Raw genomic sequence first — 21,668 nt, forward strand, 5'->3', positions numbered from 1 at the left:
TGTTTCTGATTAATCAACGATTAGCAAAATTAATAAAATTTAGGATTAGAGAAAATGGCTAAAGAAGTAAAATTCTCAGACAGCGCTCGCCAAAAAATGCTTAAAGGCGTTAACGTCCTTGCTGATGCTGTAAAAGTAACGCTAGGTCCAAAAGGCCGTAACGTTGTAATCGAAAAATCTTTCGGTGCGCCACTAGTAACAAAAGATGGTGTAACCGTAGCCAAAGAGATCGAGCTTGAAGACCGTTTTGAGAACATGGGTGCTCAAATGGTTAAAGAAGTCTCTTCCCAAGCAAACGATGTTGCAGGTGATGGTACGACAACAGCGACAGTACTTGCTCAAGCTTTCGTAACTGAAGGTCTTAAAGCGGTAGCTGCGGGTCGTAACCCAATGGATCTTAAACGCGGTATCGATAAAGCTGCAAATGCCGTAGTAGAAGAAATCGCTGCGCTTTCTACGCCTTGTTCTGATACTCGTGCGATTGAGCAAGTAGGTACTATTTCTGCTAACTCTGATCATTCAGTAGGTAAGATCATTGCTGAAGCAATGGAGCGTGTTGGTAAAGAAGGCGTTATCACTGTTGAAGAAGGCTCAGGTTTTGAAGATGAGCTAGCAGTGGTTGAAGGTATGCAGTTTGATCGTGGCTACCTATCTCCTTACTTCATCAATAACCAAGAGACAATGAGTGCGGAACTAGAAAACCCATTCATCCTTTTGGTAGACAAGAAGATTTCAAACATCCGTGATTTGCTTCCGACTCTAGAAGCTGCAGCAAAAGCATCTCGTCCTCTGTTGATTATTGCAGAAGACGTTGAAGGCGAAGCGTTGGCAACACTTGTTGTTAACTCTATGCGTGGTGTTGTGAAAGTTGCGGCAGCTAAAGCGCCTGGTTTCGGTGATCGTCGTAAAGCAATGTTACAAGACATCGCGATTCTATCTGGTGCAACCGTCATTTCTGAAGAAGTTGGTCTATCTTTGGAGAGCACAACAGTTGAGCAACTTGGTACAGCTAAGCGTGTAACCTTGACTAAAGAAAATACAACGATCGTTGATGGCGCAGGTAACAATGCTTCTATCAATGCTCGTGTTGAGCAGATCCGCGCTGAAATGGCGAACTCAACATCTGATTACGACAAAGAAAAGCTACAAGAGCGCGTTGCGAAGCTTGCTGGTGGTGTTGGCGTAATCAAGATCGGTGCAGCGACTGAAGTGGCAATGAAAGAGAAGAAAGCTCGTGTAGACGATGCTCTTCATGCGACACGTGCAGCGGTTGAAGAAGGTGTTGTTGCGGGCGGTGGTGTTGCATTGGTTCGCGCATTGTCTAAGCTTGGCGAACTTCGTGGCGATAACGAAGATCAAAACGTTGGTATTACATTAGCACTACGTGCGATGGAAGCGCCAATGCGTCAGATCGTATCTAACGCAGGTGACGAAGCGTCTGTTGTTGTAGATAAAGTTAAGCAAGGCGAAGGTAACTACGGTTACAACGCTGCGACTGGCGAATACGGCGACATGATCGAGATGGGCATCCTTGACCCAGCTAAAGTAACTCGTTCTGCTCTTCAAGCGGCTGCATCGGTTGCGGGTCTAATGATCACGACTGAAGCAATGATTGCTGACCTTCCTCAAGAAGGCGCTCCTGCTATGCCTGATATGGGTGGCATGGGTGGAATGGGAGGGATGATGTGATCCGAAAGGACACATTAACCTCTTGATTTAAAAGCATTTATATGCTTTAAAGGCCTCGCGTTTCGCGGGGCTTTTTTATGCTTTTCCATTGATTATGATATTGATTCTCATTACTATGTTTTGCTTTTATGTGAGCATAGGGAGCCAAATCATTGAGTTTGAATCAGGGAGCGCTTAGTCGATCCGTATTATTGGAAATTATTCAATCTAAGCGATTTGGTGTGGAATATCAGCCAATCGTAGATCTGTCAACAAATGACATCATTGCTTACGAAGCGTTATCGCGCTTTTACAGTTCAGAGGGGGAGGCGATACGTCCCGATTTAGTTTACGCTTCTCTGCATGAAAACCCTATTACGCTGTTTCAAGTTGAGTATGCGCAAAAGCAGCTGCAACTTGAGTATCGCCCGCCCGAAACCTTGTTCGTAAATTTAGACCAGGATGCTTTTTTTGCGACCGATGTTGAAGTCTATAATAATCCGTTTGTCCAACTGATTCGCGGTCAAGAGGAGGGCAATGTGGTGGTCGAGTTAATTGAAAACTCAGAGATAAATGATGCCATTATGAGCTTATCGATGATCGAAGCATTTGATGCACTTGGTATCGATACGGCTTTAGATGATCTGTGTCATCCCCATTCAATGATTTCAGTGTCGGTTTTGCAGTTAGTTAAATGGGTAAAGCTAGATCGTTGTGTGCTACGAATGGCGCATAATGAGGTGTTTATGAAGTTTGTGCGCCAAATGATTGAGTTTGCACGGACGACAAATAAAAAGATTATACTTGAAGGGGTTGAGACTCAAGCAGATTTAGAAATGGCTAGGATGCTCAGTGTAGACTGCGTTCAGGGCTTTATATATCGCCCTGACTTTATCAATAAGATGCCAGAATGTTAAGAAAGTCTGATATTAGCCAAACCATTGATTCTAAAGCTATTGATAAATCATGACCTGTATTAGATACTTGACCGATACTTGTCGTCAGTTTTTAACAAGAAAGGGAAGCTTATGCTCAGAAAAACGCTGATTAGTTTGGCTGTATCCAGCGCGCTATACATGTCCAATGGATATGCGTTAGAGCTGGGCGAACTAACTTCCCAGTCTCAGGTGGATGAGCCTTTTCGTGGGCGCATACAGTTAACTGACGTTAATGGTCTTACTCCCAGTGACGTTAATGTTCGTCTCGGCTCCGAAAGTGAGTTCCGACAAGCTGGTATTGCGCTGACGAGTACATTATCCCAGCTCGACTTCAATGTGGTTCGGGAGAATGGTCAGTTAGCGGTAGTGATTCAAACGGACGCTCCGTTAACGGTTAATCAGCTCAACTTTGTGTTGGCGGCGCGCTGGCCAAACGGCCAAGTGGTTCGCGAATATCGAACGCCGCTAAACCAACCTGCGCTGGTGGAAAAATCCCAGCCTGAAGTCGTTCAATCTGTTACACCTCAAGCACCCTCTTCAAAAGATCAAGTATTTCGCCGCGAAACGTCTCAAGCTAAAGCGCTTACAGCAAAAGGTGAGCTGAACGTTGAAAAGGGTAACACCCTTTGGTCCATTGCTGGTTCTAATCGTCCTAATAATCAGTTGACGATTTATCAGACAATGATGGCGATCCAGGCGTTAAACCAAGACGCTTTTTATGCAAACAATATTAATCTATTGCGCGAGGGGGCGGTTTTACGCCTACCGACGCAAGAGCAAATAGCCTTATTTAATCGCGCTACTTCAGAGAAAGAGTTTGAACGTCAACATTCGGCTTGGATGGCTTTAAAGCAAGCTGGGCGCCTTGATGAGATTGTGTCCAAAGAGCAAATGAATACTCAGGCAAAAGCGAACTCTACACCAGCTTCGCCTAAAGCAACTGAAGATAAATTGATGCTTGCCTCTGGTCAAAGTGTTTTGCCGGAAGAAAATGCAAGCTCAAATGAAGCGGATGTTCAGCGCATTAGTGAACTAGAAACCGAGTTGTCTGCTACGAATGAGTTGCTTGATAAGGAAACTCGTGAAAAAGCTGAATTGAACGATAAGCTTGGTGAATTGAATGAGCAGTTAGCGACACTGGAACGTCTAATTTCATTGAAAGACCAGCAAATGGCGGAGTTGCAGCGACAGTTCGCCAGCGCTCAGCAGGCTATGCAAGAGCAAAAAAATACCGTTGATCAACTGCTGGAGGCAGATCAACTGCGTCGTGAGCAAGCGGCGGCTGAAGATGCCTCTTGGATGAATAAAATTTTTGGAAATCCTATCATTATGTCTATTGCAGGTGTGGTCCTGTTGTTGATAGGCCTGTTGATCGGTATGTTAATGAAACGATCCGGTCGAAATAAAGCGGATAAAGAGAAAAAAGACGATACGCAAGAGTTTGATTTGGCCCCTGTGGCCGCTGTTGCGCCTGCTGTGGCTGCGGCAGCTGTTGCGCCTGCTGCAACGCCTGATCCGATTGAAGATGCAGAAGAACCAATCGAAGAGGAAGATCCGTTCGCTTTTGATTTTGAAGTAGATGTTCCTGAAGAAGATAGTTTTGATGGTTTTGATGAATCCGTTGCATCGTCAGAAGTGATGCCCGAAACAGAAGACGAAACGGACGCGTTTGATGAATTTGATATCCCCGAGTTAGACGATAGTGCAGAAGTTGATGATTTTGAGGATGCGCTGGGGGCGGAGATGGATGAGCTGGCAGATGAAGATGCTGCCGCTGATGACCCGTTTGCAGAGTTTGAGGTAGAAGAAACCGCTGAGATTGCTCCTGAAGATGACCCATTTGATGAAGTGCTCGAGAGAGATGCGTCAACTGAGGAAGTAGAAGATGATGTGCTTGATGCTGAAGATAATGGCTTTGATTTAGAAGATACTCTTGCTGAGCTTGACTTACCTGCTGAAGACGCTGAGGAAAGCTTAGATGTTCCAGAAGATTTTTCTGAGGAAGAGTCTTTCGTCAATAGTCTTTTGACCGACGATGAGCAGAGCGATGTGGATGAGTCGGCAGTTTTTGATGTGGAGCCTGATACAGCTTTAGCGGACAGTATTGATGAAGTGCTGGCTGAAGCTCAGCAAGAAGACGACTTTGGTGGTCTTGATGTGCCTGAATTTGGCACTGAGCAAGCGGCTGAAGATGCTGCGTCTGAGGATGATGATGACGAAGAAGAGATTGATTTCTTCGACGCTAGCGGTGATGAAGTGGCAACAAAGCTTGATTTAGCGCGAGCTTACATGGATATGGGTGATGAAGAGGGTGCGCGTGTTATACTGGATGATGTGATTAATTCTGGTAATGAAAGCCAGGTTGCCGAAGCCAGTAGTATGATGGAGCGCATGTTCCCAAGTGAGTAAACAAAAAGTAGTCCTTGTCGTAGAATACGATGGGGCAGTGTATAAGGGGTGGCAGGCTCAAAAGTTTGATGTTGCTACCGTTCAAGAATGTCTAGAAGAAGCCCTAAGCAAAATAGCAAATCATCCAGTTACCGTGATTTGTGCGGGTAGAACGGATGCAGGTGTTCATGCAAGTGCGCAGGTTGTGCACTTTGAAACAGAATCCGAGCGACCTATCCGTGCTTGGACGCTAGGAGTTAATACCAACCTCCCTCCCGATATTTCAGTTAAGGCGGCACGTGTTGTTGATTCAGAGTTTCATGCTCGTTTCAGTGCGCAAAGCCGTCGCTATCGCTATGTCATATATCAGTCTGAATTCCGCCCAGCAGTTATAGGTAAAGGTGTCACTTGGACTCATAAAGCCTTAGATGTTGTTGCGATGCAGCGTGCGTGTGAGTACTTCAAAGGTACGCATGATTTTACCTCTTATCGAGCGGTAGGGTGCCAAGCAAACAGTCCAGTGCGTACTATCCTGAATTTCTCAGTCGATCAGTTTGGTCAATACATCGTTTTAGATGTCAGAGCGAATGCGTTTTTGCATCATATGATTCGTAATTTTGCCGGCGTATTAATGACGATTGGTGCAGGTGAGCAGCCGGTTGAATGGGCTAAGCAGGTATTGGACGCAAAAGACCGCTCTAAAGGGGGTGTGACAGCGCCGCCTTATGGTCTTTACTTTGTTGATGCTGAATACCCGAGTCATTTTAATGTCCCTAAACCACCATTAGGTCCTCATTTTTTACCGTTCAAAGAGGAGCCAGAGTATGAATTGCCGCGTTAAAATTTGTGGTATTACGAGTTTAGAGGATGCGCTGCATGCCGTGAATGCGGGCGCTGATGCATTAGGTTTTGTTTTTTATGACAAGAGTCCTAGGTATATTTCGCCTGAAGCAGCTAATGCTATTATTGCGCTTCTGCCTCCCTTTGTAGTGCCAATTGCGTTGTTCGTTAATGCAGATGAATCTCTTGTTAATGCGTTAATATCAGGCAGTAAGCGATGGATTATTCAGTTTCACGGTGATGAATCTCCAGAGAGTTGTGCTAAATACGCTGTACCTTTCTATAAAGCCATTCGCATGAAGCCTGAGGTAGACTTGCAGGTTGAGGTTGAGCGTTACTCTGAGGCATTAGCGATACTTTTGGATGCTTATAAACCGGGCGTTCCAGGCGGCACTGGTGAAACATTTGATTGGCATTTGATTCCTGAAAACTTGGCAAAACCTGTTATTTTGGCAGGCGGTTTGACAGTTGATAATGTTGCAGAAGCGGTTCAAGCCGTTCGTCCCTATGCTGTAGATGTAAGTGGCGGTGTGGAGAAAGAAAAAGGGCTTAAAGATCCAGATAAAGTGGTCCTGTTTATAAAACGAGCAAAAGGTCTTCTTCCTGTGCTTTAAAAAAAGACGGTGTTGTTATTGAGCATTCATTGATGACCGGAAGGTTGCGTTTGATAGCATTTTATTCGTCAATATGACTCCAGAATGGACGATAGATGTAGTAGAATGCGTTTAAATTAACTGCATTGATTTGATTTGCCTTTAATGCCTATGACATCGTTTATTGAGCAACGAGAATTTGCTTACAGGTATAAAGACAGTGTTAAAGTGTCTCCATTAAAGGAATGCTATGTTTGCATCTTTGAATGCAAGCGGCGCAGATATGAATGTCTAATCTTTGCAAAAAAATATAGGCCTACCGATTGATATTGGCGTTGATGTTCGTAATACGAAAATAGCGTGTGCATCAAGTCAATGTTTAGGCGGTATAATCGTCGGTAGTGTTTGGTAAGCGTCATTGCGAAAGCCAAACGTCGCACACAAAATCAGGATGCTGTTGCCTTGCAGGCTATTTTTCCCCGATGCGTTCGGAACTGGATAAATAAGCAATAGGCATCAGTTTGTTAATATTTTGGAGAGTTAAATGAGCAGTTGGCTAGATAAATTTGTTCCTTCGATCATGCGTAATGAAACGAAGCGTGCACAACAAGGCAGTGTGCCTGAAGGTCTTTGGAAGAAGTGCCCAAAGTGCGACAACGTTTTATATCGTCCAGAGCTTGAAAAGAACTTAGATGTTTGTCCTAAATGTGAGCATCACATGCGTGTCAGTGCCCGACGCCGTTTAGATATTTTCTTGGATAAAGAAGGCCGTACAGAAATCGCTGCTCAGCTTGAACCTGAAGATAAATTGAAGTTTAAAGATTCTAAGCGCTACAAAGATCGTTTAGTTGCCGCACAAAAAGCAACAGGTGAAAAGGATGCTTTAGTTGCAATGGAAGGTACTTTGAATGGCATGCCTGTTGTCGCGGTTGCGTTTGAGTTTAACTTCTTAGGTGGCTCTATGGGTGCGATTGTTGGCGAGAAGTTTGTTCAGGCGGCGAATGTTTGTCTTGAGAAAAATATACCGTTGGTTTGTTTCTCTGCCTCGGGTGGTGCTCGTATGCAAGAAGCACTTATTTCTTTGATGCAAATGGCTAAAACAAGTGCGGCACTTGAGCGCATGAAGCAACAAGGTATTCCTTACATTTCTGCAATGACAGACCCTGTTTTTGGAGGTGTATCCGCATCATTGGCTATGCTAGGCGACTTAAATGTTGCTGAACCAAATGCATTAATTGGTTTTGCTGGGCCTCGAGTGATAGAGCAAACTGTTCGCGAAAAATTGCCGGAAGGCTTCCAGCGCTCTGAATTTCTTTTGGATAAGGGCGCTTTGGATATGATCATAAAGCGTGAAGACTTGCGTGATCGTTTGTATAACATCCTATCGATTTTGACTCATAAAGCAGCTTAACTGAATGTCATCAACATCTCTTGAAGGTTGGCTCTCATATATCGAGAGCCAACACCCTTCTGAAATCGAACTTGGCCTTGCCCGAGGCCAGTCCGTTCTAGATAAACTACAACTAGGTCGACCTAAGGCAAAAGTCATCACCGTTGCTGGTACGAATGGTAAAGGCTCAACCTGTACGATGTTGACTCGGTATTTATGTGATGCCGGTTTCAAAGTAGGAACGTACACATCGCCGCATTTTTTGCGATTCAATGAGCGTGTAGCAATTAATGAACAGGAATGTCCTGACGAGCTTTTGTGTGAAGCCTTTTCTGTTATCGAAGCTGCGCGCGGTGATACACCTTTAACTTACTTTGAGTTTTCAACGATCGCTGCACTTTGGGTGTTTGATCGCCTAGAGCTAGATTATTGGGTGCTCGAGGTTGGACTCGGTGGACGTCTTGACTCGGTGAATATGGTCGATACAGATATCGCGGTTGTTACCTCTATTGCGCTTGATCACATTGATTGGTTAGGTGATTCTATCGACGTTATTGGTCGTGAAAAGACCGGAATTGCGCGTGCGGGCAAACCTGTTATCAGTGGTGTAGTCAATCCACCAACATCTATTGCTGCAGTGGCAGAAGAAACTGGCGCGCCTCTTTTTCAAAAGCACAAAGACTTTACGTTCACTCAATTTGATAATGTATGGAATTGGAGTGGCTTTGGTCGTTCATTTGAAAGCCTACCGCTGCCTAAGTTGCCGCTTGAAAATGCAGCGACTGTCATTGCTGTTTTGCTGCAGCTTGATATTGACGTAGACGTTGAGTCACTTACTCAAATGTTTACAGAAGCAAGCTTGCTAGGACGTTTTCAGCAAGTCGAGTCGAGCCCCGCGCTTTACATCGATGTTGCTCATAATCCCGAGGCTGCGCAGCAACTTAAGCAGCAAGTGGCGCGTTTGAACACGCCTGTTATTGCTGTTTGTGGCATGCTTAAAGATAAAGATATTAGCAGTGTATTAGGAACATTAAAGGACAGTTTTTCAGAGTGGCACTTCTTGGATTTGCCTGGAGTCCGCGGTGCGAAGGCGGCAGAGCTTGCGCCCTATGTAAATCACTCAAACAGTTACCATGATATTTTGTCCGCGTTGACTGTGGCAAAAGACTCAGCGCGTCAGCAAGGGGCAACTGTGATTGTATTTGGTTCTTTTGTCACCGTTTCTGAGTATTTATCGACTCTGTAAACAAAGGGGAAGCTCATGATGCTAGATGCTAAGTCAAAATATCGCTTAATCGGTGCTGGCCTGTTAATGGTATCTGCGGCGGTGTTATTACCGCTTGTGCTTGATGGTGAACGCCCTACGTCTTTGGACGTACAGATCACTGTGCCAGAGAAGCCTTCATTTCCAGAGGTTGTGATTGCGCCTGTAGAGCCAGTTGATGAATTGACGGATGATACCGAAGAATTCCCTGACCCAAATACTATCCAGTTGATCTCTGAGCCTGAAGAGACTCCCAAGGTGGTACAGCAGGCAGAACCAATTCCTGAAGTTAAGCAAGTGGCTCCGGTAGAGAAACCTGCGACGGTGAAGAAGGAGGTGGCGCCTATTGGCGAGCGGTGGACGTTGCAGGTAGCGACCTTTGGTAAAAAAGATAATGCATCACGAACGCTAAAGCGTTTACAGGACGCTGGTTATCCTGCTTATGTCATGACCAGTAATTCTTTATTTAAAGTATTTGTCGGACCCGAATTAAAGCGTGAAGCTTCAGAGAAAATGAAAAGCAAAGTTCTTAAGGAATTTAAGCTCAGCGGAATTGTTGTCAAATATTCTCCAAATTCGTAATAGTTACTCGTTGGTTGCTTGGATTAACGTGAACTTTTGGTAAACTGCGCAGCATTAGTAAGAGGTAAGCGTGGAACATATACAATCGATTTCAACGCTTGATTGGTTAATCATTGCGGTAGTGGTGTTGTCGTCTCTTCTGAGCTTAAAACGCGGTTTTATTAAAGAAGTCATGTCTTTGGTAACTTGGGTAGTAGCCTTTATCGTTGCGGTAAAGTTCACAACGCCCTTGCAGACCTTGTTAATTGATCAGGTCCAAAATGATCAAATACGCTACATCGTCGCGTTTATTGGATTATTTATCGCAACATTAGTTATTGGTGCATTGGTCAGCCTTATTTTAGGTTCACTAGTGCAAGCCACTGGTTTAAGCAGTACTGATCGTGTGATTGGTATGTTATTTGGTTTTGTTCGAGGTGCGTTGATTGTAGTGGCATTTATCTCTCTTTTGAGTTTAAGTCCTGCCATCGAGAAGTCTGATATGTGGAAATCTTCTCAGCTTGTTCCGCAGCTCGTTGTATTAAAAGATTGGCTACGTGAGATGTTAGGCAGAGGGAGTGAGGTATTTGACTCTTCTCTTATCGATCGTGCTTTGAATAGTTAATCACACGTTTGTGTGAAGTTTTAAATAGACGGCAAAGTCGTTTCCCCAAATCACGAGGTATATATACATGTGTGGTATCGTTGGTGTAGTAGCCACGTCGATGGTTAATCAAGCCATCTTTGACGCTCTTACGGTTCTTCAGCATCGCGGTCAGGACGCTGCGGGAATGGTTACAAGCCATAATGGATTATTATGCTTGCGCAAAGATAACGGTCCAGTAAGTGAAGTGTTTCGCACACGACACATGAAGAAACTTCATGGCAATATTGGTATTGGCCACGCACGTTATCCGACTGCTGGTACGTCGAGTTCAGCTGAAGCCCAACCGTTTTATGTGAACTCTCCATATGGTATTTCTCTTGCTCATAATGGTAACTTGACCAACACGGCTAAACTTAAGCGTGAAGTGTTTGAGTCAGACCTACGTCATGTCAACACAACGTCTGATTCAGAAGTGCTGGTAAATGTCTTGGCTCATGAGTTACATGAAGAAGGAAAGCTGGTTCCAACACCAGAAGATATCTTTAATGCTTTAGAGCGCGTCTATAAGCGTATTGAAGGTGGTTATGCCGTTGTTGCTTTGATCACTGGATACGGTATTCTTGCGTTTCGCGATCCTGATGGTATTCGCCCACTTATCTACGGATCAAAAGAAACTGAAAACGGTACTGAGTACATGGTTGCCTCTGAAAGCGTTGCGCTGGATGCAGCAGGTTTCAAAATTGAACGTGATATTCGCCCAGGCGAAGCGCTTTTCTTTGATATCAAGCATAAAGTACATCAACGTCAGTGCACGGAAGCTAAGGTGCCACGTCCATGTCTGTTTGAGTACGTATATTTTGCTCGTCCAGACACTGTGATCGACAATATTTCGGTTTACAAAGCTCGTATTAACCAAGGTGATCGTCTAGCAGCCAAAATTAAGCGTGAATGGGCGGATCATGATATTGATGTTGTTATTCCAATTCCTGACACTAGCCGTACTGCAGCATTGCAGATTGCGCAAGAATTGGATATTCCATTCCGTGAGGGCTTGGTCAAGAATCGTTACATTGGCCGTACTTTCATTATGCCAGGGCAGACGATTCGCAAGAAGTCCGTCCGTCAAAAGCTGAATCCAGTACCATTTGAGTTTAAAGACAAAAATGTTTTGCTGGTTGATGATTCAATTGTTCGTGGTACAACCAGCCAAGAAATCATTGAAATGGCTCGTGAAGCGGGAGCTAAAAAAGTGTATTTAGCGTCTGCAGCGCCAGAAGTTCGATACCCGAATGTTTATGGTATTGATATGCCCGCTGCTACAGAATTGATTGCTTATAATCGTAACGTCGATGAAATCTGTGAATTGATTGGTGCAGACCGTTTGATATTCCAAGATTTGGATGATCTGATTGCGGCATGTATTGATGAGAAACACTCTGATGTTCGTGAATTCGATACATCTGTATTTGACGGCCGTTACATTACTGGCAATATTGATGCCGCGTATCTTCAAAATCTTGCAGATGCTCGAAGTGATTCAAGCAAATCATCTGCTGAGAATGCGACAAATAATGATCTAATGCACCCAATGTAATTCATTGGCTTAGTGATCGTTTGTTTTTGCTGATACTAAGCCAGGTATAATACCTGGCTTAGTTGTTTATAAAGAGTCAACTTGGAGTGACCCATGTCTGAATATAAAGATGCGACGCTCGCAATTCGAGCGGGTATTCGTCAAACCCAAGAGCAAGAAAATAGCGAAGCGATTTTTATGACCTCTAGCTTTGCGTATTCTAGTGCGGCGGAAGCGGCAGGAAAGTTTTGCGGTGAACTAGAGGGTAATGTCTATTCACGCTTTACTAATCCAACCGTTGAGATGTTTGAAAAGCGCTTGGCGGCTCTAGAGAAAGGTGAGGCTGCGGTTGCGACTTCATCTGGTATGGCGGCACTAATGACGTTGGGTTACTCGCTACTGAAAGCTGGTGACAAGGTGGTTTGCTCGCGTAATATTTTTGGTTCCACCGTGAAGTTTTTTAATGCTTACATGGCTAAATACAACGTTGAAATTGCCTATGTAGATGCCACAGATTATGAAGCTTGGGAACGTGAGATCAACGAAAATACCCGCCTATGCTACTTCGAAACACCATCTAATCCTCTTTATGAAGTCGTCGATGTTGCTAAAGTATCTGAGCTTGCTCACGAAAAAGGCGCTCTACTTTGTGTTGATACCGTATTGGCGACTCCAGCGTTACAAAACCCACTGACTCAGGGCGCTGATATTGTTATGCAATCGGCGACGAAGTTTATTGATGGGCAGGGTCGTTGCTTAGGTGGAGCACTGATAGCGTCAAAAGAAATTGTTGCTCAGTTTGTTGCTTTCATGCGCAGTGCAGGGCCGACGATGAGCCCGTTTAATGCTTGGGTATTGCTGAATGGCTTGGAGACATTGAGTTTACGCATGAAGGCCCATTCAGGTAATGCGATGGCGTTAGCTGAGCACCTAGAGAAGCATCCTAAAGTAACTAAAGTGAACTATGGTGGTTTACCCTCTCACAAATACCATGAGCTGGCCAAATTGCAGCAAAAAGACTTTGGTGGCGTTATGTCATTTGAGTTGGAAGGTGGGCGAGAGGCTGCCTGGACCTTTATCGATAATGTTAAGTTGATGTCAATTACCGGTAACTTAGGTGATACTAAAACGCTTGTAACGCATCCAGCGACCACAACACATGGTCGTTTGACGGATGACGAAAAAGACAAAGCAGGTATCAAAGAGGGGCTTGTTCGTCTTTCTGTAGGTCTTGAAGATATCGACGATATTATTGCTGATGTTGAACAAGCTTTGGCACAAGTATAAAGCAAAGGTTTTAGCGAATAAAAAAGAGCAGCTCAGTCTGCTCTTTTTTGTGATCAAGTTGTTTGTTATTCGTCTTCTTGATCTAAAATAATTTTTTCTTGTTCTTCTCGCCTTGTAGATGCTGCTGTACGTAGTACTGATTTTTGAGTTTCAAGCACTAACTCGTCGATAAATTCGGAGACTTGCTCTTCTATGGCAGTAAACATCCAGCCAGAACGACCAGGCTTCTTATAAATAAGTTTTGCCTTAACCTGGCCGATGACACGATCATTTTCGTCCATAATAAACGCGATTTGCTCTCCGGCTTCAATGGCTAAATCTAGATCACTTGCTAGGGCGACACCATCCACGCTGATGTCAACGCAGTCAAGCTTATATATACCACCATCAAATGTTAGTGTATGTCCTTTTGGAATGACCCTAACAGCATTGCGACGTTCGCTGGATTGATATTCAAAGTTTTGATCGCCACTCATCTAGGCGCTCTCATTAAACCGATGTAGTTTTGCATATTCTAATTATCACCATTTATGGGTTTGTCTTTATCACGTTGTAAGACAAACTCGACACGACGATTCAGTGCTCGATGTTCTTCGGTATCATTGCGAACTAATGGAATGCTGTCAGCATAACCAGTGGCTGTCATTCTTTCTGGCGGAATACCGTTCTCCAAAAAGTATCGTAAAGTTGTGGTGGCTCGAATCGCAGATAATTCCCAGTTACTCGGGAACCGAGCAGTACGAATAGGGATATTATCAGTATGCCCTTTGATATTGATATTGTAATCAGGGTACCGATTAAAAATACCAAGCAGTGTTTCGTAGATAGGTTCAGCACTGTAAAGAATGTCTGATTCACCTGATTCAAATAAAGAGTGTCCATCGATGCGGATGGTGATTTTTTCACCATCTTCGAATACGGCGACTTGGTTTTCTAGGTTGTTCGCGACAAATTTACTCATAACGTCATTGGCAATTTCGTTTACCTCTTCACGAACTTCCTCATCAATAGGGTCCTTGGCGTAAGTGAGTTGTTCATTGGTCGCCATTTGAGGTTCAGCCGGTTTGATGGTTTCAGTGCCACCACCAGAATACTTAAGCGGCTCTTGGCGAACGAGAGCGCCATTACTATTCAGAGCGATCTGAATAGACGAAAGTGCGGCCACTAGGGTGGTTTCTGTCATTCTTGATAAACTGTAAAGCAAGATGAAAAACACCAGTAGCAATGACATTAAATCTGCAAAGGTAAATATCCAGCCAGCGGTTTCATCATCTTCAAATAAAGGGTCAGACATGGCTAATCTCCGCCCATTCCCGCAGGTTTGCGCTGGTGCGCTGGGATGTAAGAAGAAAGTCGTTCGTATACGGCAAGGTAATTGTTACTGCCTAATAAGCTGACCGTACCATCACGAATAATCTCTAGCGTTTGAATTTCGAGAATGGTCCGGGCCTTAAGTTTACCGGCAATAGGGTTAAAAATTACCGTTGCTAAAAGCGAACCATAAAATGTAGTAAGTAGTGCAACAGCCATAGAGGGGCCGATACTTTCAGGGTTGTCCAGTTGAGAAAGCATTTGAATCAAGCCGATCAATGTACCGAGCATACCGAAGGCGGGCGCGTAGGTGCCCATTTTTTTAAAAACATCTTGGACAACGTAATGACGCATTTTAAGTGAATCAATGTCTGCTTGAAGGGTGTTGCGAATGTAGTCTTCGTCTGAGGCATCGGACGCCATGGCAAGAGCACGTTTTAAAAAGGGTGAATCAGCATCGACACGACTTAAGGCAATCAAGCCTTCGCGGCGTGCTACCTTTGTCAACTGCAGCATGGTTTGAATCATCGCTTGAGGGTCTTGCTTATCTTGAGCAAAGACAATGAACATTGCTCTTAGGGCTGCCATTGTGTCTTTAAATTGGAAGGTAAGCAGTGTGGCCGCTATGGTGCCTCCAATAACAATCATGATGCCTGGTACGTTGATGAATATTGTGAAATCGCTACTGCCAAGGAAAATGGCGGACACGATTAAAGCAATACCAGATATTATTCCTATAAATGATGCAAAATCCATCGATGTAACTGCCTAATTTTTACGAAAGAATAATCCCATTATGTATAGGGCATAAACACACCACAAGTGTAAAATGTAAGTTTTTTGTACATATTGTTTACATAATCAAGGCTTATTGAGTTTTCGTGCACCAAGTACCAGCAAACATGGCGTTAATAAAAGTGTTAGCGGCGTAGCGAAAGCAAGCCCACCAGCAATGGCTGTTGAAAGTTGTGTCCACCATTGTGAAGAGGGTGCGCCGATACTCAGCTCTTGATGAATGAAATCAATGTTTAGTTGAAAAACCATCGGCAGCAGACCGAGTACAGTCGTGATGGTGGTTAACAATACTGGCCTTAAGCGTTGTACACCGGTACGAATGGCGGCCTCTTTGGCGGATAGCCCTAACGCTTTTAGGCCATTAAACGTATCTATTAAAACGATATTATTGTTCACAACGACCCCAGCCAATGCAATGGTGCCCACGCCACTCATTACAATACCAAATGGCTCACTCTTGATTAATAGCCCTAGAAAAACACCCATGGTTGAAAATACTACGGCACTTAAAATCAACAAACACTGAAAGAAATTATTAAACTGGGTGACAAGAATGATGGCCATTATGAAAAATGCTACCCCAAAGGCCTTAGTTAAGAATACGCCTGCTTTTTCTTGCTCTTCTGTATTGCCTCGAAATTCGTAAGTAAGGTCTTCTGGCAAATTGGCCTGTTCAAGTTTACGTTTAAAGCCTTGGATAACTTGATCAACAACCAGTCCATCTTTAACGTCGGCAGATATTTTGATGGCGCGTTTACCATCCACTCGATGAATGTAGCCTTGTTTAGGCGCCGCAACACGCTTGACAAAATTACTGATCGGAACGATACCAAGCGCAGTTGTAATGTGCAGTTGATCAAGTTGATCTAACGTTCGCTCATTTTTTGGGAATCGAAGTACGATATCGATTTTGTCCTGCGCGCCATCTGGAAGGAAATCTCCAAGAGTGATGCCAGTGGTTACCAGCTTAACCACATTGCCAAGCATATCAACGCTGACATTGTATTTACTGGCTTCCGCTCGGTCGATTTCTAAACGCCACTCTATTCCAGGAAGAGAACGGTCATCGCTAACCGAAATGATTTCGGGCTGAGCTTGAAGCTCTGACACGATTCGATCAGCGGAAGCATTAAGGACAGAGCTAAAATTAGAAGATAGCTGCAGCTCAATATCTGAACCGGACTGTGGTCCGCCTTGCTCAACTACTGTGGTGACTTTAATACCTGCTATAGACTGAGCCTGTTGACGTACATCTTCTAAAATCTCGCTGGCAGGGCGGCGTTCGTGCCAGTCAATGAATTCCATGGTAATGGTGCCAATGGCATCGGCTGAACCATTATCTGGTGGTGTGCTGTAGGTGGTACTGACGACGCTTTTTAATTCTTTAAATGGAAGTACTTTAAGTTCCACTTGGCGAACTAAGGCATCTTTTTCAGCTAACGCTAAATCACCTCTGGCACGTACCTCCAAGTTGGCAACTTCGGGTTCAACGTTGGGAAAGAATTCAACGCCCTTGCCGAAGCTTATATATAGAAAGACGGCCGCGATGAGCATAATAATCGCGGTTAAAAGTACTAAAATGGGGTGCTCTACTAAACGTGTTAGCAAGCGGCCGTACATGCCTGCGAGGCCAGTCAACTTTTTTAAGTCGCTTCTTTCATGAATCTCGGGAGCGGCCATAAGCGATTGATTGTTAGGATTGCTCCTACCAATAATTGCGCCCAAGGTAGGAAGGAGAATAAGCGCCATCAAAAGTGAAGCCGCTAATGTAGCAATCACAGTGATAGGTAGGTAACGCATAAACTCGCCGACAATGTCGGGCCAAAACATTAGTGGCATAAAGACCGCGATGGTTGTAGCTGTGGATGCGATAATAGGCCATGCCATGCGCTTGGCGGCTTCACCATACGCTTGTTGCTTAGTGCGGCCTTCCGCTAACTTTCTGTCAGCATACTCTATGACGACAATGGCACCGTCTACCAGCATGCCGACGCTGAGGATAAGCGCAAACAGAACCACCATGTTAATAGTGAAGCCCTGTATGTTGAGTAACAGAATACCTGTTAAGAATGCGCCGGGAATAGCGAGGCCAACAAGAATAGCGGAGCGCAGCCCAAGTGCCCAAACGATGACAATCATCACTAATAAAGTCGCGGCTAAAACGTTATTAAACAGATCATTCAGCGAGGTTTCGATTTCTTCAGATTGGTCTTGAGTGATGCTGTATTGTAACTCGCTAGGCCAGTTAGATTGGCTCTGCTCCACGACGTGTTTAACCGCATCAATGGTATCGATAATGTTGGCGCCTACACGTTTGGATACCGCGAGTGTAATGCTGGGTTGACCATTTGCTCGTGCATAGCTGTGGGCGTCTTCAAAGGTCAACTCACCAACGGCGATGTCTTTCAATTGTACAATTTGTTGCTCAGAAACTTTAACCGGCAGATTCATGATATCTTGCTCGGTTTTCAGTAGTCCTGGGACTTTGATAGGAAATCGTCCTGCACCTGTGTCCAAATTACCGGCTGCCACCAAACGGTTGTTCGAAGAAAGTAAGGTTGCCACTTCGCTTAAAGACAATTCATAACTATCGATCTTTTCCTGATCAATAATGATTTCCGCTTGTTGGTCACGATCGCCACTTATTTTCGCCTCTAATACACCTTCAACGGATTCAATGTCGTCCTGAAGACGGTTAGCAATACGGCTTAAGGTGGCAAACTCTAGGTTGCCATATAGGTTGATCCGAATAACCGGGAAAGTCGATAAATTGATCTCTGTAACGGTGGGTTCCTCTGCATCGGTAGGGAGTTCGCTTTTGGCTCGATCTACTTTGTCTTTGGTGTCTATAATGGCCTGATCGATGTCGACACCGGAGAGAAATTCTAAAATAAGCGATGCGTGGCCTTCAGAAGCCGTTGATCGAATCTCCTTTAAGCCTTCTACGCCGCGCAGTTCTTGTTCAAGAGGATGAACTAAAAGGCTATCGGAGTCTTCTGGTGAGATACCTTCTAGAGAAACAGAGACATAGGCCATAGGTATGGTGATGTCAGGTGTGCTTTCTTTTGGAATCTCAATGTAAGAAACGGTCCCCGATATAATAATCAGAGCGAACAATAATAAGACTGTTCGTGAACGAGAGAGGGCGGCATTAATGATGGCATTCATGACTACTCATTACCCTCTACAGGTTGTGTTGCGACTGTATCACCTGCGCTGACAAACCCTTGTCCAGTCGTAATAAGCGTCACGGTGTTAGGCAGGCCTTTTACATAAACATGATCCCGATCGGAGCGAACCACAATCACCTCATGAGATTCAACAAGGTTGTTTTCTGAAACCGTTTTAACGGACATTTGGCCGTCTTTGTTTATGCTCAGTAAGGCAGGGGAAAGTTTATGGGCTAAGGTTTCGGACAATGGTATGAGTAGGGTCGCGCTAAGACCTGCTGAGATACGGCCATCAGAATTAGGGATTTCAACTTCTATGGGGATAGTTCGTGTACGGGTGTCGGCCAGTTTGCTGATAAAGCTAATGTTGCCTAGCGCACGTTGATCGCTATTAATTTCAATGGTCACGGCACGATCTAATCCGATATCTGTTAAATGGATTTGCGGTACATTCGCGGTGACCTTTAAGGGTGATAAATCGATGATGTCTGCCACGTGCTCGCCTGCATTTAACCATTGATCTGTTTGAATCGACATTTCATTAATAGAGCCGGAGAATGGCGCTGTAATGTGACGATTCTCAAGATCCACCTGAAGTGCGGTTAAATTCGCTTTTGCGTCCGCTAGCTTTGCTTCAGCAGAAGCAGCGCTGACGTCTGAAGAGAGCTTTTGTGAGGTCAGGCGTCGTATACCTTCAAGCTCTAATGTATTTTGTTTGATCAATGCCTTAGCATATTGAATTTTAGAACGAAGAGCTCGGTCATCTATGGTCACTAGGGTAGTGCCTGATTGAATAATGTCGCCTTGTCTGGCATTTACTGAGGTAACGCGACCGGCGCTTTGTGCGGTAATTGAGAGAGTTTGATTTGCTTCTGTTTGACCACTCAATTGCAATGTGTCCTGTACCATTTGAGCATGGCTTATTTTTGTCTGTACTTTAAATAAGGTTGAAGTAACAGACTTTTTAGACTCATTGATCGGGCTCTTTTCAACTTTTTGAGGTTCTTTATCTTGGCTTGATTGAGCATGTGTGATGCCATGACCCCCTGCAAACATCCATATAATAGCTATTGCAGCAATACCTAACGCTAAAATAGGCCCCTGTTTTAGTTTGCTCGTCATGCTGAACTCCATCAAATAAGCTATGGCTATTATTATTGTGCAAATTATAAGCGGCTTATATGGGATTCTGACAGACTTTTATGACTAAAAAATATAGGTGACGTCAAAGGAACCTATATTGCGGTTTAAATTAGTCATCTTGATTTTAGGAAATTGATTAAAAATCAACGTAAAAACGCGGCTTTTGTTAAAACTCCAAGGCGAACAGTGATAACATGATGCCACTAAATTGACCCTGTATTTACGGAATTCTATGAGTTTATTAACACTCGACCAAGTAAGTGTGGCTTTTGGCCACAATCCGTTACTGAATAAAGTCAGCTTTTCGGCGGAAGCTGGAGAGCGCGTGGCCATTATTGGTCGCAATGGCGCTGGTAAATCCACATTTTTAAAAATCATTGCCGGTGAAGTGATCCCGGATGAAGGTGTGATTCGTGTTGAAGGCGGCATGCGTGTCGCTCAGCTTCCTCAAGAATTGCCTGCGGCAAACAATAAAACGGTTCGTGAAATTGTCAGCGAAGGCGGTGGCGATTTGCATGCTCTAATGCAACGTTACAATGAACTGCTGGAGAATTACGATGATGCGCACCATGACGAAATGGCGCACATTCAAAACGAGCTGGATAAACGTCAAGGTTGGGATCTTGATCAACGTGTAAACCACATGATCCAGCGCTTAGCGTTACCCGCTGACAAATTGATGTCTGAGTTGTCGGGTGGCTGGCGTCGCCGAGTTATCCTTGCTCAAGCATTGCTCTCTAATCCGGATGTATTGCTACTGGATGAGCCAACTAACCATTTGGATGTGCCAACTATCGAGTGGATGGAAGGACAACTGAAGCAGTTTCGGGGTTTGATCTTATTTATTACCCATGACCGTCGCTTCCTAGAGAATTTGGCTAACCGCATCATCGAATTAGACCGCGGTAATATGTTGTCATTTTCTGGCACGCTTTCCGGCTTTTTGGATTTCAAAGAAAAGCTATTGGAAGAAGAAGAGCGTGCGAATGCGTTATTTGATAAGCGATTAGCGGAAGAAGAAACATGGATTCGCCAAGGGATCAAAGCACGTCGTACCCGTAATGAAGGGCGCGTACGAGCTTTGAAAGCTTTACGCGAAGAGCGTAAAGAGCGTATCAATCGCCAAGGTGCGGCTAAAATGGCGCTGGAAAGCAAAGACAAATCCGGTAAATTGGTGGCCGAGTTTACTCAGGTAGCGCACTCTTTTGCTGATAAAGTTATTTTGCGTCCGATGGATCTGATCGTGAACCGTGGCGACCGTATTGGTCTGATTGGCCCTAATGGTTGCGGTAAAAGTACCTTCTTAAAAATCTTATTAGGTCAGCTATCGCCGGATTCCGGTTCGGTGCGTCAAGGCACTAAGCTTGATATTGCGTACTTTGATCAACTTCGTGATCAATTAGACCCAGAGAAAACAGTTGCGGACAATGTCGGTGAAGGCAAAGACACGATTGAAATCAATGGTCAAAATCGACACATCATTGGTTACCTTCAAGATTTCTTATTCCCACCTGAGCGCGCTCGAACACCTGTTAAGGCTTTGTCTGGTGGAGAACGGAATCGTGTCTTATTAGCCAAGCTGTTTACACGTCCTGCGAACTTGTTGGTAATGGATGAGCCAACCAACGATTTGGATGTTGAAACACTTGAGCTTTTAGAAGAATTGCTCATGAGCTACGACGGCACATTGCTGTTAGTGAGCCATGATCGTGCCTTTTTGGATAACGTTGTTACCAGTACGATCGCCTTCGAAGGGGATGGTGTGGTGCAAGAATACGTCGGTGGCTACGAAGATTGGATTCGTCAAGGAGGCAAGTTCCCTGATGAGTCCAGTGCTGAAGTAGAGAAACCGGTGAAAGTTGAGAAGAAAGTTGAAACTCTTAAAAAAGCGCCTGAGCCAGCTAAGCCAAAGAATAAGCTTAGTTATAAATTACAGCGTGAATTAGAGGGAATGCCTGAACAGATTGCGCAATTAGAGCAGCAGCTTGAAACGTTGTCTGACACAACTGCGTCTGCAGATTTTTATGCTGGCGACCCTGAAAAGGTTCAAGCGACGCTTGCTAAGCTGACCGAAACAGAACAAGCACTCGAAAATGCGATGGAGCGCTGGGTCGAGTTAGAAGAAATGCAAAACGGATAA

Annotated in this window: 17 protein-coding genes; 12 read left to right on the plus strand and 5 right to left on the minus strand. The window is 44.4% G+C overall.

What is annotated here, in order from left to right:
• Positions 1-54 precede the first annotated feature (54 nt).
• From groL to AYW76_RS08920, 11 genes are all read left to right on the plus strand, one after another.
• The gene (groL, locus tag AYW76_RS08870) at positions 55-1,689 is read left to right on the plus strand and encodes a chaperonin GroEL (RefSeq protein ID WP_067038280.1); all 1,635 of its coding nucleotides are present in this window, start codon (positions 55-57) and stop codon (positions 1,687-1,689) included.
• A 152-nt stretch (positions 1,690-1,841) separates the two neighbouring features.
• Positions 1,842-2,585, plus strand: a complete 744-nt coding sequence (locus tag AYW76_RS08875) for an EAL domain-containing protein (protein ID WP_231872579.1) — start codon at positions 1,842-1,844, stop codon at positions 2,583-2,585.
• Between the two features lie 111 nt (positions 2,586-2,696).
• On the plus strand, positions 2,697-5,015 hold the full coding sequence (locus AYW76_RS08880) for a FimV/HubP family polar landmark protein (RefSeq protein ID WP_067218688.1): 2,319 nt from the start codon (positions 2,697-2,699) through the stop codon (positions 5,013-5,015).
• Positions 5,008-5,835, plus strand: a complete 828-nt coding sequence (truA, locus tag AYW76_RS08885; protein ID WP_067038277.1) for a tRNA pseudouridine(38-40) synthase TruA — start codon at positions 5,008-5,010, stop codon at positions 5,833-5,835. Before AYW76_RS08880 ends, truA begins: the two co-directional genes overlap by 8 nt.
• A complete protein-coding gene (locus AYW76_RS08890; RefSeq protein WP_067218690.1) occupies positions 5,819-6,448 on the plus strand; it encodes a phosphoribosylanthranilate isomerase in 630 nt (209 codons plus the stop codon). The genes truA and AYW76_RS08890 overlap by 17 nt, the downstream gene beginning before the upstream one ends.
• A 523-nt stretch (positions 6,449-6,971) precedes the next feature.
• Positions 6,972-7,838, plus strand: coding sequence for an acetyl-CoA carboxylase, carboxyltransferase subunit beta (accD, locus tag AYW76_RS08895; protein ID WP_067038275.1), 867 nt, complete (start codon positions 6,972-6,974; stop codon positions 7,836-7,838).
• Positions 7,839-7,842: 4 nt separating this feature from the next.
• Positions 7,843-9,063, plus strand: coding sequence for a bifunctional tetrahydrofolate synthase/dihydrofolate synthase (gene folC, locus AYW76_RS08900; protein WP_067218694.1), 1,221 nt, complete (start codon positions 7,843-7,845; stop codon positions 9,061-9,063).
• Between the two features lie 15 nt (positions 9,064-9,078).
• Positions 9,079-9,663, plus strand: coding sequence for an SPOR domain-containing protein (locus AYW76_RS08905; protein WP_231872580.1), 585 nt, complete (start codon positions 9,079-9,081; stop codon positions 9,661-9,663).
• 70 nt (positions 9,664-9,733) lie between these two features.
• Entirely contained in the window at positions 9,734-10,267 is a 534-nt protein-coding gene (locus tag AYW76_RS08910; protein WP_067218696.1) for a CvpA family protein, read from the plus strand.
• Positions 10,268-10,334: 67 nt separating this feature from the next.
• Positions 10,335-11,843, plus strand: coding sequence for an amidophosphoribosyltransferase (gene purF / locus AYW76_RS08915; protein WP_067218699.1), 1,509 nt, complete (start codon positions 10,335-10,337; stop codon positions 11,841-11,843).
• 93 nt (positions 11,844-11,936) lie between these two features.
• Positions 11,937-13,109: an O-succinylhomoserine sulfhydrylase gene (locus AYW76_RS08920; protein ID WP_067218702.1), complete on the plus strand. Its 1,173-nt coding sequence runs from the start codon at positions 11,937-11,939 to the stop codon at positions 13,107-13,109.
• A gap of 65 nt (positions 13,110-13,174) precedes the next feature.
• On the opposite strand, the gene AYW76_RS08925 is transcribed toward AYW76_RS08920, so the two are convergent.
• The 5 genes from AYW76_RS08925 to AYW76_RS08945 all read right to left on the minus strand — a co-directional run bounded on the left by AYW76_RS08925 (position 13,175) and on the right by AYW76_RS08945 (position 19,507).
• Positions 13,175-13,585 carry a PilZ domain-containing protein gene (locus tag AYW76_RS08925; protein WP_067218706.1) on the minus strand — a complete coding sequence of 137 codons (411 nt, stop codon included), beginning with the start codon at positions 13,583-13,585 and terminating at the stop codon, positions 13,175-13,177.
• Between the two features lie 38 nt (positions 13,586-13,623).
• Entirely contained in the window at positions 13,624-14,403 is a 780-nt protein-coding gene (locus AYW76_RS08930; RefSeq protein ID WP_067038269.1) for an OmpA/MotB family protein, read from the minus strand.
• Positions 14,404-14,405: 2 nt separating this feature from the next.
• On the minus strand, positions 14,406-15,176 hold the full coding sequence (locus tag AYW76_RS08935) for a motility protein A (RefSeq protein WP_067038268.1): 771 nt from the start codon (positions 15,174-15,176) through the stop codon (positions 14,406-14,408).
• A 105-nt stretch (positions 15,177-15,281) separates the two neighbouring features.
• Positions 15,282-18,383: an efflux RND transporter permease subunit gene (locus tag AYW76_RS08940; protein WP_067218710.1), complete on the minus strand. Its 3,102-nt coding sequence runs from the start codon at positions 18,381-18,383 to the stop codon at positions 15,282-15,284.
• A gap of 2 nt (positions 18,384-18,385) precedes the next feature.
• Entirely contained in the window at positions 18,386-19,507 is a 1,122-nt protein-coding gene (locus AYW76_RS08945; protein ID WP_067218713.1) for an efflux RND transporter periplasmic adaptor subunit, read from the minus strand.
• A 253-nt stretch (positions 19,508-19,760) separates the two neighbouring features.
• On the opposite strand from AYW76_RS08945, the gene AYW76_RS08950 reads away from it, so the two are divergent.
• Complete coding sequence (locus AYW76_RS08950; RefSeq protein ID WP_067218716.1) at positions 19,761-21,668, plus strand: ATP-binding cassette domain-containing protein; 1,908 nt, start codon at positions 19,761-19,763, stop codon at positions 21,666-21,668.

This window comes from Marinomonas gallaica (genome assembly GCF_001639745.1).
Lineage (GTDB): Bacteria > Pseudomonadota > Gammaproteobacteria > Pseudomonadales > Marinomonadaceae > Marinomonas > Marinomonas gallaica.